This window comes from Cupriavidus sp. 05N40 (genome assembly GCF_056397305.1).
The window spans coordinates 1-17646 of the sequence record NZ_JBFTND010000158.1; the positions used below are offsets into that span (position 1 = coordinate 1).

The 17646-nt window shown below is 61.1% G+C and carries 12 protein-coding genes and 1 pseudogene; 4 read left to right on the plus strand and 9 right to left on the minus strand.

Annotated elements, in window-relative coordinates; translation table 11 throughout:
* Window positions 1-217: 217 nt before the first annotated feature.
* From AC1DO7_RS29050 to AC1DO7_RS29060, 3 genes and pseudogenes are all read right to left on the minus strand, one after another.
* Window positions 218-590 (minus strand): annotated as a pseudogene (locus AC1DO7_RS29050) (cupin domain-containing protein).
* Window positions 591-628: 38 nt separating this feature from the next.
* The gene (locus AC1DO7_RS29055) at window positions 629-1108 is read right to left on the minus strand and encodes a carboxymuconolactone decarboxylase family protein (RefSeq protein ID WP_441620369.1); all 480 of its coding nucleotides are present in this window, start codon (window positions 1106-1108) and stop codon (window positions 629-631) included.
* A gap of 220 nt (window positions 1109-1328) precedes the next feature.
* The gene (locus AC1DO7_RS29060; protein WP_441620367.1) at window positions 1329-1829 is read right to left on the minus strand and encodes an Ohr family peroxiredoxin; all 501 of its coding nucleotides are present in this window, start codon (window positions 1827-1829) and stop codon (window positions 1329-1331) included.
* A 903-nt stretch (window positions 1830-2732) separates the two neighbouring features.
* On the opposite strand from AC1DO7_RS29060, the gene AC1DO7_RS29065 reads away from it, so the two are divergent.
* Entirely contained in the window at window positions 2733-3485 is a 753-nt protein-coding gene (locus AC1DO7_RS29065; protein WP_441620365.1) for an SDR family oxidoreductase, read from the plus strand.
* An 18-nt stretch (window positions 3486-3503) separates the two neighbouring features.
* Complete coding sequence (locus AC1DO7_RS29070) at window positions 3504-4577, plus strand: LysR family transcriptional regulator (RefSeq protein ID WP_441620363.1); 1074 nt, start codon at window positions 3504-3506, stop codon at window positions 4575-4577.
* Window positions 4578-4688: 111 nt separating this feature from the next.
* On the opposite strand, the gene AC1DO7_RS29075 is transcribed toward AC1DO7_RS29070, so the two are convergent.
* The 3 genes from AC1DO7_RS29075 to AC1DO7_RS29085 form a co-directional block, all read right to left on the minus strand.
* Complete coding sequence (locus AC1DO7_RS29075; protein ID WP_441620361.1) at window positions 4689-6287, minus strand: GAF domain-containing sensor histidine kinase; 1599 nt, start codon at window positions 6285-6287, stop codon at window positions 4689-4691.
* A gap of 284 nt (window positions 6288-6571) precedes the next feature.
* On the minus strand, window positions 6572-12079 hold the full coding sequence (locus tag AC1DO7_RS29080) for a trifunctional serine/threonine-protein kinase/ATP-binding protein/sensor histidine kinase (protein ID WP_477116861.1): 5508 nt from the start codon (window positions 12077-12079) through the stop codon (window positions 6572-6574).
* A gap of 398 nt (window positions 12080-12477) precedes the next feature.
* Window positions 12478-13515 carry a LysR family transcriptional regulator gene (locus AC1DO7_RS29085; protein ID WP_441620357.1) on the minus strand — a complete coding sequence of 346 codons (1038 nt, stop codon included), beginning with the start codon at window positions 13513-13515 and terminating at the stop codon, window positions 12478-12480.
* A 390-nt stretch (window positions 13516-13905) separates the two neighbouring features.
* On the opposite strand from AC1DO7_RS29085, the gene AC1DO7_RS29090 reads away from it, so the two are divergent.
* Complete coding sequence (locus AC1DO7_RS29090; protein WP_441620355.1) at window positions 13906-14250, plus strand: response regulator transcription factor; 345 nt, start codon at window positions 13906-13908, stop codon at window positions 14248-14250.
* A 44-nt stretch (window positions 14251-14294) separates the two neighbouring features.
* On the opposite strand, the gene AC1DO7_RS29095 is transcribed toward AC1DO7_RS29090, so the two are convergent.
* On the minus strand, window positions 14295-14969 hold the full coding sequence (locus AC1DO7_RS29095) for a response regulator transcription factor (RefSeq protein ID WP_441620353.1): 675 nt from the start codon (window positions 14967-14969) through the stop codon (window positions 14295-14297).
* Window positions 14970-15518: 549 nt separating this feature from the next.
* Between AC1DO7_RS29095 and AC1DO7_RS29100 the strand changes: the two genes are divergently transcribed.
* Entirely contained in the window at window positions 15519-16040 is a 522-nt protein-coding gene (locus tag AC1DO7_RS29100; protein WP_441620351.1) for a lecithin retinol acyltransferase family protein, read from the plus strand.
* Window positions 16041-16055: 15 nt separating this feature from the next.
* Here AC1DO7_RS29100 and AC1DO7_RS29105 read toward each other — a convergent pair whose 3' ends face one another.
* Both AC1DO7_RS29105 and AC1DO7_RS29110 read right to left on the minus strand, forming a co-directional pair.
* Window positions 16056-17039 (minus strand): Bug family tripartite tricarboxylate transporter substrate binding protein, encoded by a 984-nt coding sequence (locus AC1DO7_RS29105; protein WP_441620349.1) that lies wholly within the window; start codon window positions 17037-17039, stop codon window positions 16056-16058.
* A gap of 146 nt (window positions 17040-17185) precedes the next feature.
* Entirely contained in the window at window positions 17186-17629 is a 444-nt protein-coding gene (locus tag AC1DO7_RS29110; protein ID WP_477116862.1) for an RNA-guided endonuclease InsQ/TnpB family protein, read from the minus strand.
* Window positions 17630-17646 lie beyond the last annotated feature (17 nt).

A 17646-nucleotide genomic window follows, 5' to 3' on the forward strand; every position in this document is an offset into this window, starting at 1 on the left:
ACGATCAGCAGATCGCGGCGCGAGGGAATCGTTGTCGACATGCTCATGATCCTGCTCAGGTGTTGTGTCGAATGGCAAAGAGCCGCCCCCCGGTCGCGTGCGGACCGACGGATCGTCTCTCTTGGAAAACAGGGAGCGCGGCAGGAACACTGCGGTGGAGTCATTCCTATCCGCAGAAGATGCACCGGCGTTGCCGGTGCCTGCGCGAACGGCTCTTCTACTTCACCGGGGTCAGGATCGGTGCGCCCTTGTTCTTGAGCAGGAAAACGACAAACCTGGCCGGCTGCGTGGAACTGGCATTACGTCCGACGGTATGGATGTCGTTGCGGCCCTTCGTGGAACGTATCGCCAGCCTTGAGCGTCACCTCCTTGCTGCCCTTAACCCCCATGACGATGCTGCCCTCGATCACATAAATGAAGGCGTGCCCGTGGTGACGGTGCACGGGATCGACACTGCCTGGCGGATACTCCACGACGATCATCTGGGCTTCCTTGCCCGGATATTCGGGCAACAGCTCCGTGGCCAGCGGCGTGACTTTGGCCTCCGGCTCGGCGACTGCCGGCTGTGCAACCAGCAGGCACGACAACATCAGGGGTGCCGCAATCGAAATGACGCCCCTTCATGGCATTACTCCAGATTGGCCTTGTCGAGCCCGAACATTTTGTCCAACGAGCCCGGCACCATGCGAAACGCTACGTTCAGGCGATTCCAGTTATTGATCGCGCCCACGAGGAACGTGAGATCTGACAGCTCCTTTTCGGAATACTGAGTGCGTACTCGTTCGTAGATATCATCCGACACGCCTTGGGCGGGAAGCTGGGTCAACACCTCGGTCCATTCCAGCGCGGCGCGCTCGCGCGGCGAGAACAGTGTCGACTCGCGCCAGACCATCACGTGATACAGGCGCAGTTCGCGCTCGCCGTGGATCTTCGCCGTTTTGATATGCATGTCGACGCAAAATGCGCAGCCGTTGAGCTGTGACGCGCGAATCTCCACGAGTTCGCGGATCTGCGACTCGATAGTCGTTTTCGCAAACAGCGCGCCAAGCTCCACGAGCTTTTTTGTCAGTTCCGAGGAGTGCTGAAAGTAGTTGAGGCGTTGCGTCATGATCTTTGTTCCTGAGCTGGAGGGGTTGTGTTCGCCGAACCTGCGTCGAACAATTTGCCGCAGGACCTGCTTGGGATGCATCGTAGCCGTCCATCGGGGGGGGCAGTAGTACCGGCAAGGTGCGCACTCTGTTGCCGCTTCGACACCAATCTGTCCGCCAGGCATTGAAGATAACCACGAACTTTTACCGCAGTCGATGGCATGCATCGAGGTCCAATGCTCAGCCCGAAACCGTGACAACGCTGCGTATCCCCTCACGGGCCATCTTTGCATACGGGCAGAGGCGCTCCGTATTGCGAACGAGCTCTTCCGCGACATGCCTGTCTACGCCCGGCATACGGACGCTAACGTCGGCAATCAGGGCATAGCCCCCGTCCATAGGATCGCGGCCGAAAGAGACCTCGACCGCAACCGTTGCCCCTTGGATATCAATCCGCTCGCGCTTTGCCAGGAGACTCAGCGCCCCATGAAAGCAAGCGGCGTAGCCGGCGGCAAAAAGCTGCTCGGGATTGGTGCCGCTTCCCGGCCCGCCCAGCGCGAGGGGCAATCGCAGATCGAGGATGAGGTTGTCATCGTCGGATCTCGCGACGCCCGATGCACGGCCGTGTCCGGACTCTCCCCCCGACACCGTGACCGTTGTCGTATAGAGCGCAGTGAATCCTTGCCCCCGGTACTTGTCGAGCAACGTAAGGGGTGGAGGTTGCAATCTCTCGTTGTCCATACGATATCCACCAGGCGCCTGTTGACGAATATTGCATGCTAGGTAAAAGCATGAGACCGCACCAGATCGGCTCGGGACGCACAGTGTTTCCAACTTTGCATCAATCAGACGCTGCGCAGGCAGCCTACATCGGCCTTGGTGCTGGAGAAGGTCGATCAAGGTGGGGTTGGCTGGCAGAAGATCGTAACTTGGCGCCTTGTCGATACACCTTCAGGCGGTATTCGCGGGGGCAGAGTCCGAAGTGTAAAGCCACGCATATCCGCTCTTTGCTGCCAAAGCCGCACTCCCTCGCAACCAGGTCCATCGGTTGGATTGCGCCCTGGAGTAGAAGCCGCGCGTCTTTCGGCGAGAGTACTCGACGACGTTAGCGGGCGTATGCGGGCTCTTATGCCAGAGTCGTCCGCAAGCTGCCTGCCCACTGGCTTCTGGAACAGTGCCGCAGTTTCACCAATTGGTGTCGAGGAGGAAACAGTGAGTGTTCTGATGCGTATCTACCCAGGTATGGACTTCGTACCTACGATAGTGACTTCAACGGAGGTACGTTGGTGGTGCCTCGCCTTGGAAGCTCTCATGTTAATCGGCTCACAACTTCACCGGCTTTGACCAGCGCAGAATGCAGCATTGAGGTCAGTGCGCTTGCCATTGAGTGATCAACCAATACAGGCCACGGAATTGATGCAAGAAATGGATACGCGTTGATCAATAACAGCAGAACATTTCTGCGCATGGGGTGTGCTTGGTGTCGTGCATTGTTGGCATCTCCGTTATCGCATGCTGGCCAATCTCCGGTATGGCCGCTTCGTCTAGGTTGACGCGATGCGACGGCGGCGAGCGTTATTACGCGATATGAGACCCGCCAGGCGCCTCCGCGCAACCATTTCCTTTCATATGGGAGAATTTGCCATGAAGATCGTCGTAATCGGTGGTTCCGGCCTGATCGGCTCGCGTGTTGCCGCGCTGCTCAGCAAGGCGGGCCACGAGGTGCTCGCCGCGTCGCCGCGCAGCGGTGTGAACACAGTTACGGGCGACGGCCTGAGCGACGCGCTCGCGGGCGCGGACGTCGTCGTGGATGTGACGAATGCGCCGTCATGGGAGCCCCAGGCGGTGCTCGATTTCTTCCGCACCTCGGCGCGCAATCTCGGCAAGTCTGAAGTGGCCGCAGGCGTGCGCCATCACGTCGCGCTGTCGATCGTCGGCGCCGACCGCATGGCGGAGAACGCGTATTTCGCTGCCAAGGTCGCGCAGGAGGAGGGGGTCGAAGCAGCGGGGGTGCCATACACGATCGTGCGCGCGACGCAATTCATGGAATTCATCGGCGGTATCGCGGATTTCAGCACTGAGGGCGGCACAGCGCGCGTCGGCGATGGGCTGTTTCAGCCGATCGCCGCGAATGACGTCGCGAGCGCTCTCGCACAGGTTGCACTCGCTGCCCCGCTGAACGGCACGGTCGAGATCGCGGGCCCGGACCGCGCACCCTTCGCGGACATCGTCGCGCGTTATCTAAAATCAGTGGGCGACGCACGCCCGGTAGTGACGGATCGCGACGCGCGGTACTACGGCGGGCGTGTCGAACAACAGTCGCTCGTGCCGCTCGGCGACGCGCGGATTGGCCGCATCAGTCTCGACCAGTGGCTCGCGCAGGCCAAAAAAGACTGATCCCGGGCTACCAACGACATGTTTCGGGCCAGCGGAAATGATCAATCAGACTCATCGGAGCGCGGCATTCGTCTCAGCTTGCCGAATCGCGCTGACGCGTTGTCCACGAGTTTTGCCGCGAGTTATACAGGCATCATGGCATTCATAGCCGTGGCGAACGAGGGGAGTTTCACCAAGGCCGCCGAGCGTTTGGGCATCGGCAGACCAGCAGTCAGCCGGAACGTCCAGAAACTCGAAGCATTGTTGAGTACGCGACTCTTTTTGCGCACCACGCGCACCACTCAATTGACGAGCGAAGGCCAACGGTTCTTCGAGAACTGTCACCAGGGTGTCACGCACATCGTAGAGGCCATGAATGACATGCTGGAGCTGCGCCAGGGCCCGCCGCGCGGCATTGTCCGTATCAGCTCGACGGTAGGTTTCGGCAGAAAGGTGGTCGCGCCGCTGCTGGAGATATTCATGAAAGCCTACCCCGAGATCGGCATCGATCTGCTGCTCGACGACCGGCCGACCGACTTTGCCTCCGAGAAAATCGACGTCGCGTTCCGCAAAGGCCGCATCGAGGACTCCAGCATCATTGCCAAGCAACTCATTCCGATGCAGATGGCGCTTTGCGCGGCGCCATCCTATGTGGCCACACACGGCCTGCCGCAGACGCTGGACGATCTGAGCCAGCACGAGTGCATCAACTTCCGCTTTTCCAGCGGCCGGGTGTTCGAATGGGAATTCAAGGTCGACGGTCACGTGCGGAAATACATGCCGACTGCCCGTCTCACGTTCAACGATGCCGATCTGGTGCTGCAAGCGGTTCTGGAGGGACGGGGCATTGCACAGATGGCCGGCTACCAGGTCTGCGACCACTTCGCAGCTAACGAACTCGTCATGGCGCTGGCCGGGCATGCCCCCGATGACCGAGGGCACTACATCTGCTACCTCAGTCGGCAACACTTGCCGACTCGCATTCGCGTCTTCATCGACTTCATGACGGAGAAAATCCGTGCACTCGACCTGAATTGTCTGACTGAATTCAATGCGGACAACGGTGTCCGCGGTGGTGGTCGCCTCGCCTGGCCCCTTCATGTTACGGACTGACGCATTGGTGCTAAAGAGGAAACGCCGAGGGGCTCGGTAAGTGCCTACCCCGGGATGACTTCGGTGCTTACCATGCCTTATCGGCATCCGGACGATGCAATGGAGGCGCTATCAGGACAAATCGGTAGGATAGGCGGGCACGGTAAACTGAAATACGGCGCCGCGAGTCATATTCGCGTCCAGCCGTAGCGTTCCGCCGTGCGCTTGTACGATCGAGCGGCATATGGACAGCCCGATGCCCATTCCCCCGCTCTTCGTCGTATAGAACGGCTCAAAGAGGTGCGCGATGTTCTCGGCTGCGACACCCGGCCCCGAATCGCGCACCGCTACAAGGACGGCACTCGGCTCATCCTTGCTGGTGCTAATCGTCAGTTCCCGCGGTCCGTCGTCAACCGTGCTCATCGCTTCAATGGCGTTGACAATCAGGTTCAGCATCGCCTGTTGGAGTTGTACCCGGTCGCCTTGAACGAGTGGCAGGTCCTCTGCAAGCTCCATCTGCACGGAAACGTTGTGTTTCATGGCTTCACCGCGCGTCAGGGTAATGACATCACGAATCGCTTCGTTGATCTGGACACATTCCATATACATCGGGGCATTTTTGACGAGACCACGTATGCGGTTCATGATCTCGCCGGCGCGCTTTGCGTCGTTGGTGATACGCTCCAACGCCAGCCGAACCTCCTCCAAATTTGGCAGCCGGGCGCCAAGCCAGCGTAGACCCGCCTCGGCATTGGCGGCGCACGCGAAGATTGGTTGCTTCAGCTCATGGCTGATCGAGGCTGTGATCTGCCCCATCGTCGTGATGCGGTTTGCGTGTGCCAACGCGGTCTGGATCTCGCGGTAGCGGCGCTCGCTTTCGCGCGCTTCGGCCTCCGCGCGCTTACGTTCGGTCAAATCGAGCACGAATGCGACACCCTGATCCGCGCTTTCATCGAAGCTCGCCACGCCGATCAGCACGGGCACCCGGCTGCCATCCCTTCGGAAATACTCCTTCTCGAACGGTTGCAGTCGGCCAGTCCTCCTGAGCTCTGGCAGCCATTGGTGGACATCGCGCTCCAGCCATTCCGGCGGCGTCAGGTCGATCCAGCGGAGGTGACTGCAGATGAGATCCCGACGTTCGTAACCCAGGATGCGGAGGAATGCGTCGTTGGCCTCGATGATGCGGCCTCCGAGTTCCCAGATGAAGATGCCGATAATGTCGGCGTCGACCAAGCGCTGGATCTTGGCTTCGCGCTCTTCAAGCTGTTGGTTCAGTATCGTCAAGGATTTCAAGTCAGCCTGCAACACGTCGCGGCACATGAGCAGAAGCCTGAGGAAGGGCTCGCAATAGTCGTTTCTCTCTTTGTCAAGCGCGCAAATCGTTCCGAAGATCTCGCCATCGGGCCAACTGATCGGGACACCCAGGTACGAGATCATTCCGAGTTTGATATCAGGGTTCGATTTCCACGCCTCGTCCTGGAGAGCGTCAGAAACAAGCAGCGGTTGGCGCGTCTTCATCACGGTCTCGCAATACAGCCCCGTGTTCAAAGGCGCGGTTTCGGCCGGATCGTAAGGATTCCCTGTGGACTCGCTGGATACGAAGACCTTTATGTTCGGCGGCTCTACTTGCATGATCAGTGCGGAAGGAACGCGCATGATCTCGGCGAGCAGATTGACAATCTCTTGCCACTTCTTGACGGTTTCGGGCGGTATAGGGATGGAATGCAGCATGATCGCTATTGCGCTGAGGAAGGATTGACCTCATCGAATCCTGTTCTCACGACAGGTGCCGGCTCCATTGCCGCATCCCGCAGTGCAGATCGGGTGGCAGTCTCCAAAGTTGAGCGCCTATCTCGGCTTGAATGGTAGTCCTTGTTCTGGCCGATTGCGACATGACCTTGGATTCCCATTTGGTACGTTGCTTCTCCCCGATGTGGCCTTGTCCCATTAGACGGCCCGAACAGTGTCGAAACGGGCACCTCTGCGGCACTTCTGGCCCTCGCACTGCGCGGCAATCAGGACGGATCGGACCGATAGGCGGGCACGGTGAACTGAACGATCGCGCCGCGCGGCAGGTTGGCGCTGACCGACAGACGACCGCCATGCGCATCGATGATCGAACGGCAGATCGACAGCCCCATTCCAAGACCGGTGGGCTTGGTTGTATAAAAGGGCACGAAGGCGTGATCGGCACTCTGCGGAGCAAAGCCAGGCCCCGAATCACGCACGGTGACGAGCACGCACCCGGGTTCCGCAACCCCTGAGCTGATAAGTAATTGCCGCGTGCCGTCGCTGACTTCGCGCATCGCCTCGAGCGCGTTGATGATGAGGTTCAGCAGCACTTGCTGCAGCGCGACGCGGTCGCCTTCGATATCTGGCAAGCCGTCCGAGAGTTGCGTCCGGACCGAGGCACCGCTCTTGGCGGTCTCTCCCCGGGTCAGCTCGATCACCTCGCGGATCGCCTCGTTAATGTCCACCGGCTCCTTGCGCGGTGGCGCCTTCCTGACCAGCTCGCGGATACGGTGCAGCACATCAGCGGCCCGATTGGCATCCTTGATGATCCGCCCAAGCACCTGTCCGACCTCGTCGATGTCGGGCGGCCGGGCGCTCAGCCAGCGCAGCGCGGCCTGGGCATTGGTTACCGTCGCAGCGATCGGTTGGTTGACTTCGTGCGCGATCGAGGCCGTGAGCTGCCCCATGGTGGCGAGGCGGGTAGCGTGCGCGAGCTCCGTCTGCACGTCGCGATAGCGCCGCTCGCTCTCGCGGACCCGTTCTTCCGCCTGCTTGCGCTCGGTCAGGTCGAGGACGAACGCGACTCCTTCCTTTCGGCTGTCGGCGAACGTCGCCAGACCGACGATGACGGGTACGCGGCTGCCGTCCTTCCTGATGTACTCCTTCTCGAAGGGTTGGGCGCGGCCCGTCTGCACCGCCTGCGCCAGGGCCTGTTCGCTGTCCTGGCGCGATTCCGGGGGCGTCAGGTCTATCCAGCGCACGCGACCCGAAACCAGATCCTCCCGCTCGTATCCCACCATGCGAAGGAATGCGTCGTTGGCTTCGATGATGTCACCGCCGGCATTCCAGACAATGATCCCGATGATGTTGRCATCGACGAGGCGCCGGATCTTGCCCTCCCGCTCCGCGAGGTCACGGTACAGGCGGGCATTCTCCAGCGAGCTTGCGGCCTGCGAAGCCACCAGCTTCAGCACGGCAATCCGGGTCGGGCTGAACGCGCAGGCCGTCAGGTTGTTCTCGAGGTAAAGCGCGCCCGTGAGCTTTGCCTGGTTGATCATGGGCATGCACAGAATGGATCGGGCGCGGCGCTGACGGATGTAGGGATCTGCAGCAAAAGAAGGCTCGGACGCGGCATCGTCGAGAACGACACTCTCCCGGGTACGCAGAACGTGGTAGAGAATCGACTCAGGCAGCATCTGCGCGCTTACCGGCTCATCGCGTAGCTGCAGATCGATGGCATCGCCGCCGGTCGTTGCCTGCGCTGCGATCCGCTGCTCGGCGCCGTCCGCCAGGATCAGTAGGCCGCATTCCGCGCCGGCCTGCTCGATAGCCGTGCGCATGACCATGGCGATGAGCTTGTCCAGCACGATGTCGCCCGAGGCGGCCTGCGATACCTTGAGCACGGTGGCGAGGTCCAGGTGCTCGACCGGCGTGGCGATCGTGCTCGTCGGGCCCGGCGCGGTCTCTTCCGTCCTCAGGAACGGATAGCTCTCCTCGAGTTGCCGCACCTTCCCTTCGGCGCCCCACCGCAAGTAGCCGTAGCGGGCGTCCTGCAGATACACACGGGCGATCTTCGCGAGACTACGTGCTGAATAGAAGCGGGACGCGAGTTCGTTGGCGAGCGCCTCAATGTGGACAAAGCCGCTGTCCTGCGCTGCGCGGATGGCCTGCTCGTAGCGCTGTTCGGCATCTACCACGTTGCCTTGGACGCGGGCGATCTCGGCACCGACGAGCATGGCGCGGTCCGCGAAGTTGTCCGGACAGTGTTGCGCCCAGACCTCGATCTGGTGGTGGTGCGCAGTCATCGCATCCAAATGCTGCGCCCGCTCGCTGGCGGGCGCGAAGTCACACCGGGTGGCGTGAGCCAACGCGCTGTAAAAATGATACTCGGCTTCCTCAAAGAACGACGTGGAGGTCCAGAGCAGCGGTTGCGCCTTCGCTGCGGCTGCCAGGGCTGCCGCATAGTCGCCGGCGAGATAGTACGACTGCAGTTTCCGGATCCAGTACCAGCACTCGGCCAACGCCAGGTCAGGGCAGCTCGCCAGATGGGCTTCGGTGTCAAGCTCTGCGAACTGTCCGTCATCAAAGCACCCGAACCTCGGTGTCAGGCCGCGTAGCATTCGGATGAGCGCGAGCTGCGTGGTGATGAAGTCGATGACAAGGCCGAAACGCACCTTCTTGGCGTAGGCAAGACCCTGTTCTGCTTCGCGCTGTACCTCGGCCAGCGACTCGCCACCAAACAGCAGGTCGGAGTTGAGGCTATTGCCGGCGTAGGCACCATACGGCAGGTCTCCGATCCGGTTCGCCGCGGTAAAGGCGCGACGCAACAGTTCCCGGCAGGTCCGCACGGGTTTCAGCCAGCGCACGACAAAAATCGAGAAGCACAGATAAGTCTTGGCCTCAAAGCGCTTGAGTCCGCGCCGGCCGACGAGCTCGCACCCGAGCAGGCCGAACCGGTATCCGGCCTGATAGTCGCCGAAACGCCGCCCCGCGACCCGGCAGACGTTGGCGTAAAGCACGCAAGAGGCATCGCAGTTGCCATACTCAAGGCTGAGGCTGACCGCCTTGCAAATCGTCAGGCAAGCCAGGTTTGCATCGGTCTGCAAGGCCGGCGCGAATAGCTTGCTCAGTGCCTCGACGGTCCCAAGGGTGGCCGCGTCCTCCATCAGCGGCAAATCGACCAGTTCCTCGATGGTTCGATCACCCAACTGCGACCAGATGCGATCGTATTCGCTCCGCACGTCCGCATCGTCCGGATGGGGTGACCACTGGATGCCGACATGCTGCAGGTAGGCCAGACAAACCGCGACCGCGCGGTCGCTGCGATCCAGGACCAAGTAGACATCCAGTTGCAGGCATGTGACCAAGGCTTTCTCGACCGTGGTTGTGGCGCGCGCTGACAGCGCCGCCAGGCGCTCATCTGCCACGGACAACTGCCCCGTCAGGAATTCGCATTCGGCCCGGTTCAGCTCCAGCGCAAACATCAGGCCGTGCCTGCGCGGCCAGCAATCGCCGTCCAGCAGTTCCGCACCGCTCACCAGATAGGTGAGAGCCGATGCATAGGCAGTGGATGCCTTGGCACGCTGGCCGGCGAGGAGGTTGAACTCCGCCAGTTGCTCCCGTTCATGCTGCGCGGTGATCAGAGCGGCGCCGCGATTGAGTTGGCCAACGATCTCGAAAATTTCCTCCTCTCGATTCTCCGGGGGGGTCTGCGCGGCGAGCAGGCGCCCGATGCGCAGATGGGCCTCGGTGCGCGAGGTTTCAGGGATCAGTGAATATGCAGCTTCATGGACCCTATCGTGGACAAAGGCGTAGCAAGTGTCCTGTCGCTCGACTAGCTGCTGGCGGGTCGCCTCCCACAGCGCCGCGTGGACCTGCGCCGGCGGTCGCCCGAGAACGGTAGACAGCGCGGCGACCTCGGCGACGTTCCCGAGGCAGGCAAGCTGCTGCAACGCGTGCAGAGTCCCCGCCGGCAGGCGGGTCAGCTTGCCGGCCATCAGGTCCACAACATTATCGGTGTAGCCCTTGGCATGGATGCGGTCTGGATCCCAGTGCCAATGCCTCGCCCCATGATCGAGGGCGAGCAGATCCTCGTCAACAAGGGCGTGCAGGAACTGGATCACGAAGAACGGGTTGCCGCCGGTCTTGTCATGCACCAGGTGCGCCAATGGCTCGATGCGCTTTGGCTCGCATCGCAGCGCCTCCGCGATCAACTGCCTGACGTGCTCGCTGGCGAGCGGCGCCAGCGTGATTTCATCGATCTTGACCCCCGCGTTGCGGATCTCCTGGAGCTTGACCATCAGTGGATGCGTTGCGTCCACCTCGTTGTCGCGGTAGGCGCCGATCAGCATCAGGTGCTGCAGGTCCGATCCGGTCAGCAGGTCTTCGAGCAGGTCGAGCGTCGCGGCATCGAGCCACTGAAGATCGTCAAGAAATAAGGCGAGCGGATGTTCCGGCCGTGCAAACACACTGATAAAGCGCCGGAACACGAGCAGGAAGCGGCGTTGCGCCTGTTGCGGCTCGAGTACCGTGACCGGTGGCGGCTCACCGATGATGAGCTTCAGCTCCGGGATCAGGTCGGTCATGAGCCGGGCATTTGGGTCCAGCGCTTCGAGCAACTCGGCGCGCCAACTCGCCAGCTCCGTGTCGCGTTTGCCAAGCAGCGGCCGCACTAGATTTTGGAACGCCTGCACCAGCGTCGAATAGGGGATGTCGCGCTTGTACTGGTCGAATTTTCCGGACGCAAACAACCCGCGCGGCGGCACCAACACCTTGTGCAACTCGTTGACGACCGACGATTTGCCGATGCCGGAATAGCCCGAGACCAGCACCAGTTCCGGGGCGCCTTTACTGATTGTGCGCTCGAATGCGGCCACCAGCGTGTGGACCTCTCGTTCACGCCCGTACAGCTTCTCGGGAATGAGCAAGCGGTCGGGCGTGCCGTGTTCGTCCAGGGGAAAGTCATCGATGCGGCGCTGCCGGTGCCAGTCGTCCAAGCAGCGCTGCAGATCATGCTCGACACCTGCGGCCGTCTGGTAGCGCTCTTCGGCCGTCTTGGCGAGGAGCTTCAYCACGATGTGCGAGACCATAGCCGGGACGGTTGCCTCCCGCGCGCAGGGTGGCGTCGGYATGCGGGCGATATGACAATGCACCCACTCCATGGGATCGGCGGCCGCAAACGGCAGCGTACCGGTCAGCATCTCGTAGAGCGTGACGCCAAGCGCATAGAGGTCGCTGCGCGAATCGATCGAGCGATTCATCCGTCCGGTCTGCTCGGGCGCCATGTAGGCAAGCGTGCCGGCAATGGTCTCTGGCGGCCCGGGCGGCTGACGCTCGCGCGGCAGCCGCGATGTGAGGCCGAACCCCGTAAGGCGCACCTGGCCGTTGGCACAGTTCACCAGGATATGGGTGGGTTTTAGATCCTTATGGACCAGGCCGCGCCGGTGCAACTTGCCCAGCGCCGCAGCGATACAGACCGCGAGCCGCAGGAACTCGCTCACCTCCATGGGGGCGCCGAGCAGACGCGAAAGCGGCTCGCCGCCTGGGTCCTCCAGCACCAGCAGGGTCCGGCCTGCCTCGCGTGCCAACCCCAGCGGGCGCACCGCCCAGCTGCCATCGAGCTCCTCCTTCAGGCCGAACTCGTGAGCGAGGCGATCCAGGCTGGCCGGCAGGGGATGTTCAGCCGCGGGCCGAGCGAGCAGCACGTCCTGGTCGCCGCCGTTGCCGGGCCGCCGCACGCGACAGAAAACGCGCTCCCCATCGTCCCACAAGACCTGAGGGGCGCTACCCATYGGTTCCGGAACCATATGCAGCTCTCCATCCGCCGCACGCTGCCATCAGGCTGCCACCCGACCTGCAATGGAATGGCGACATGAGTCCGATTCAGCCGGGGCAGGGTACACGCCAGAAGCCAACGCCACAAAGGCGACAAGCCTACAGAATACACGGTGGTGACCGCGTCGCCGCCGGTCGTGATGGAAGGGATGGAAGGGATGGAAGGGAGGGCAGGGATGGGCGGGATGGGAGAGCAGCGGCTCGCTTTAGCCAGTGGCCAGGTAACAGATTTCGCCGCCGCCCCGTTCGTGGCGCAACAGGCACTTTGTGATGATTTATCCCTGGCGGACTCGGCCCGATCTGTCTGCCGGGACAGCTGCGGGGCGGGAAGGACAGCTTTGGTGGCGAACCCCACTTATGCAGCCAACTTCTCAGGCGGGCTGTTGGCGACACCTGCATAGATGCCGTCCCGGTAGGCCAGATCGAGTGCGCGGACCTGTTCGGTCATGAAGTCGATGAAGACGCGGATGCGCCTCGGCAAATGCTGCCGGCAGAGGTAGCAGATATAGTGGCCCCGGTCGTCCGGCATATGCGGCGCCAAGGCCATGACAAGCGCGTCGCGCGCAAGGTGCTCACGTACCTGGTATCCCGCCATCTGGGCGATGCCGCGGCCGTCAAGAGCTGCCCGCAAGACAAGATCCTCGTCATTGAACGTCAGCCGGGCGGTCGGAAGATACCTGCGCCGCTGGCCGTCAACTTTGAACTCCCACTCGCAGATACGGCCGCCGGGAAATCGGAAGTTGATACAGTCGTGCTGGCTCAGTGCATCCAGCGTGGCGGGCAGCCCCCGCTTTGCGGCATAGGATCGGGACGCGCAAAGCACCGTCTGCATCGGGGTCAGTTGCTTTGCGATGATGCTGGCATCCTCGATGCGGCCATTGCGGAACGCGACATCGATCTGTTCGGCGGCGAAATCCGCTGGCCGGTCATCCAGCATCAGGTCGACCGCGATATCGGGGTAAAGCTCGGCAAACCTGGAGAGCAGCGGCGCAACCACCTTGCGTCCAAAGTCGACGGGCACGCTGATGCGCAGCAAGCCGCGCGGCGGTCCCTGGCGAAGCTCCAGCATGTCATTCATCGCCTCGACAATATGGGCCACGCCGCGGTTGCAGTTCTCGAAGAACCTCTCGCCCTCCCGCGTCAAGTGTGTTGACCGCGTGGTGCGCAGGAACAGCCGGGTGCTCAGCTGCATTTCAAGCTTCTGCACGTTCCGGCAGACCGCCGAGCGGCCGACCCCTAATCGTTCACCGGCCTTGACGAAGCTTCCCTCCGTCGCGACGGCCATGAACGCGATGATTCCCGTGTAGCTTGTCGCGAAGCATGCTGACAAGTCGTCAGCGGGAGTGGGCAAGCCAACGCGAAAGCCACGCTGCGAAATATCCGATTGGTCCATTGCTGACTCCCACGCTTGCTCAGGACGCTTGCGAACGCACTGCGCGATCGCATTGCCCTAGAGCAAAGGGTAGCTGGCGGGCGCCGCAAAACCATTCTACGGAGCGGTGGCGTTGATCCTACGTAGGCGTCGAGCGCTCATACTCGGGTATAACGCAGCGTGAGAGTGGAGGCCGGAAGTGCAGCATCCATTGCGCAGGACTCTTCCTGATCGTGGACTGAGGTGTCCTATACGTTCGTATGATTCCCAGGCGCTGTCATGGGAATTATGCTTGGTATCGTAGTGCTACGCCGGTACCCTCTGGGTCATGAGAGGAGCGTTGGCTGCGTGGCACGCAATTCCCGAACGTCGAGGGCCGGTCTTTTGTGTTCCGCTCAAACAGTTTCGATTGTGGACGACGATGAGTCCGTCCGCCTCGCGACGGCGAGCCTGGTACGCTCGCTCGGCAGGCCTGCACGGCTGTTCGCGTCCGCGGAGGAGTTTCTGGCGTCCGGCCACATCGCCGAGACCTCATTCCTGATCTCCGACGTGATGATGCCCGGCATGTCGGGCATCGCGATGCACGACCGCATCCTTGCGCTCGGATACGCGCCGCCGACCATCTTCATAACGGCATTCCCGGGGGACGACCTGAAGGCCAGGGCCGTGGCGAACGGCGCGCTGGCTGTTCTGGATAAGCCGATTGATGCCGACGCCATTGCGCATTGGCTCAGCACCGCGCTGGACCGGCCATAGCGGACAACGACCGGCGGGATCGCCGCTTTCCGCTGGCGCCAGACTCAAGATGGCTTCTTCGGCTGCGGATTGACGCCCAGCGATTCGGACATCCTGACAAGGTCCGCAACGGATCGCGCCGCCATCTTTTTCATTACCTGCCCACGGTGGATTTTCACGGTAATCTCGCTGAGATTCAGCTCGGCGGCGATTTGCTTGTTCATCAGGCCGGCTACGACAAATCCCATGACCTCGCGTTCACGCGGCGTCAGCAAATGCAAGGCGGCACGCAGCGCCGCAATCGACTGTTCGGCCGCAAGACGCTCACCATCGCGCGTCAGCGCATTTGCAACGGCGTCGAGCATGTCCTGGTCGCGAAACGGCTTTGCGAAGAAATCGACGGCGCCCGCTTTCATGGCCTTGACCGACATCGCGATGTCGCCATGCCCGGTCATGAATACGATCGGCATGTGCACGCCGCTCTTCGCGATCTGTTCTTGGAAGGCAAGGCCGCTTTCGCCCCGCAGCCTGACGTCAAGAATCAGGCAACTGGGCGCGTCGTATTTCGGGAAAACCAGGAAGTCTTGAGACGATTCAAAGGTCTCTACCCGTAGCCCGACCGAGTGCAGCAGACCGCACAGGGCGAGCCGCATCGACTCGTCGTCGTCGACCACATAGACCACGGGCTCCTTGCGGTCGTTTGGTTTTTGGGCCGATGTCGAATGCGACGACGAACTCATCTTGCCTCCTTTTGCCGGCCGGCACCATTCCGGGCAGCGCCCGCTAATCACCGTAGGTAGTTTAGATGATCAGAACGGGCCAAATAGTGGCGCCCTCCGCGGAAGCCGCCGAACCACCAGGTCGCCCCAGGAGACGGATAGCTCACCTGAAAAATCCCAAAAAAAGCGAAAATCATTCATTCTCGATGGGCGTCGCATCGCCATGCGGGCTCGTTGGCCGTGCGACGATGCTCATAGTATCGCCGTGGATATACCCGAGTATGAGGGGGCGACGCCTATGTAGGGGCAGCAGCAGCCGTCCGTAGAATGGGCTTCGTGGCACACGACGCCTACCCTTGGCTCATGGCCGGTGCAATCTCGCAGTGCGACCGCACCACGCCGGGGAGCAAATCCGAAGTTACGCAGTGAAGTCTTTTCCCGAGGAGGACCCTCCCCGGCGGGATCCCATTGTCTTCAGTCAGGCAACGGTGACCAGCGCGTCGGTGGGTTTATCCATGAGGTCCGCTAGTGATACGGAATTCATTGCATTCAAGCTATTAGCCGCTCGTCATGGAAACTCTGTATTTTGATCAGTTCACAGCGTCGCCAGCGTGGGCCAGCGCGGACCACCATATCGAAATCGGTGCCCATCTGATTACCGAGCGCGATGGCTACACCCACCACGGCATTTATGCGGGAGAAGGACAAGTCATTCACTATGGCGGCTTTGACCGTTCCGCCAAGCGCCGTCCCATCGAATACATCCGGTTGCGTGGCTTTGCGGCAGGAAAGGGCGTCAGCATTCAGGCTGATCCCGATGCCATTTACGCCGGAACGGAAGTGGTGGAAAGAGCTAGGTCCCGCCTGGGCGAAGACAGGTATCAGGTCCTGACCAACAACTGCGAGCACTTCTGTACATGGTGTGTGTCAGGCGCCGGGCGTAGCGAGCAGGTATATCGATGCGTGCGGAACCCGTGGCTGGGGCTCAAGACGCTCTTTACGCTCGCACGGGGAAAAATCCGTGCTTATCATGAACGCGTACGGCGTATATGGACTTCAACCCAACAGATGAACACGAAAACGAGCACTTGACACGGTCAATACATATCAGTCCACGGTGGCACCGGTATCCCGCACAATCTTCCCAAGTCGCGTAGTCTCGCTGCGGATCAGCGCGCCGAATGCCTCAGACGTGCCGCCGACCACCGGCGTGCCAATCGCCTCCCAGCGCGCGCGGAACTCCGCATCCTTGAAGATTTCATTGATCACGCCGTTGAGCTTGAGCACGATAGCTTGCGGTGTTCCCGCCGGGGCCGCAATACCGTGCCACGCGACGAACTCGAAGCCTGGAAGGCCTGATTCCGCAAGCGTCGGCACATCCGGCAATGCCGGCGAACGGGTTTTGGTGGTGACAGCAAGTGGACGCAGTTTGCTCGCCTTGATATAGGTCAGCGAACTGGCGAGGATATCGAACATGACCGGTACCTGACCACCCAGGACGTCGTTCAGCGCAGGACCTGCCCCCTTGTATGCCACGTGTTGCATCTTCGTGCCCACAGCGGTATTGAACAGTTCCCCGGCAAGATGCTGCGGCGTGCCGTTGCCGGCCGAGGCGAAGCTATACTCGCCTGGCTTGTTTCTGGTCGCGGCAATGAACGATTTCACATCCTTGACTGAAGTACCAGGATTCACTTCCAGCACCAGCGGAAACGCGGAAATCTGTATGACCGGAGCCAGTTCAGTCAGCGGGTTGTACGAAAGTTGCTTGTACAGCGTCGGGTTGACCGCCATCGGGCCACTTGCGGCAAGCAGGATCGTATAGCCATCCGGTGCGGCCTTTGCCACCGCGCTCGTACCGATATTTCCCCCAGCCCCGGGGCGGCTTTCCACAACTACCGGCACCCCAAGCCGCAACTGCATGCTGGCTTGCAGCAGCCGCGCCATCAGGTCCGTCGGCCCGCCAGGCGGGTACGGCACAATAAAGTGAATCGGTTTGGACGGATAGCCTTCAGCCGCCAATGCCACCCCATGCATTCCGAGGCCGGAAGCGATTAGCAAGGCAAGCGAAACGAATCTGGCTGTCTTTTGCATGGTTGTCTCCACCTATCGTCCTTGTTGTTGAGCGGAGTATAAGGTCCCCCGATTCATTCGTTAATTTGTATTTTTCGATCGATTGATCTGTGTTGTCTATCAAAATGCCCACCACGGATTCATCGCGCAGAAGTCGCCAATAGCTGCTATCCAAAACGTGCACAAATGTGCGCGTCCGGTTCCTGCCCCGAACCCCCTGACTGACCAGGCTCGTATCTGACAGGCTTAACTTTCCCGATAGCCCCGGGTAGTGAAATCATTTGTTCAAGGTTTACGCTCGCGTTAAAGTCCCTGTCATGGCGCGTTTCACAGCTTACGCAAGTCCACTCTCGATCCYTTAACGTCAAAGCCGAATTTACCTCGCCGCAGCATGAGCARCGCTTTGAGCTAGGAAAGAAGCGATCCGCMGTCACTAGYGTTGTCCCATACCAAGYGCTCTTGTAYTCGATCTGGCGACGAATCTCCCCAAATGCCACGTCGAGAATGGCGCGGTTCAGGCCAGCCTTTTGACGGACATTTCTTCCYGGTTTGTCGACACTCCCCTTGGCGCTTGCWGTCATTCCCTGCACAGACAAGTCCTCGATGCCCAACGTTTGGTTTTCACGTG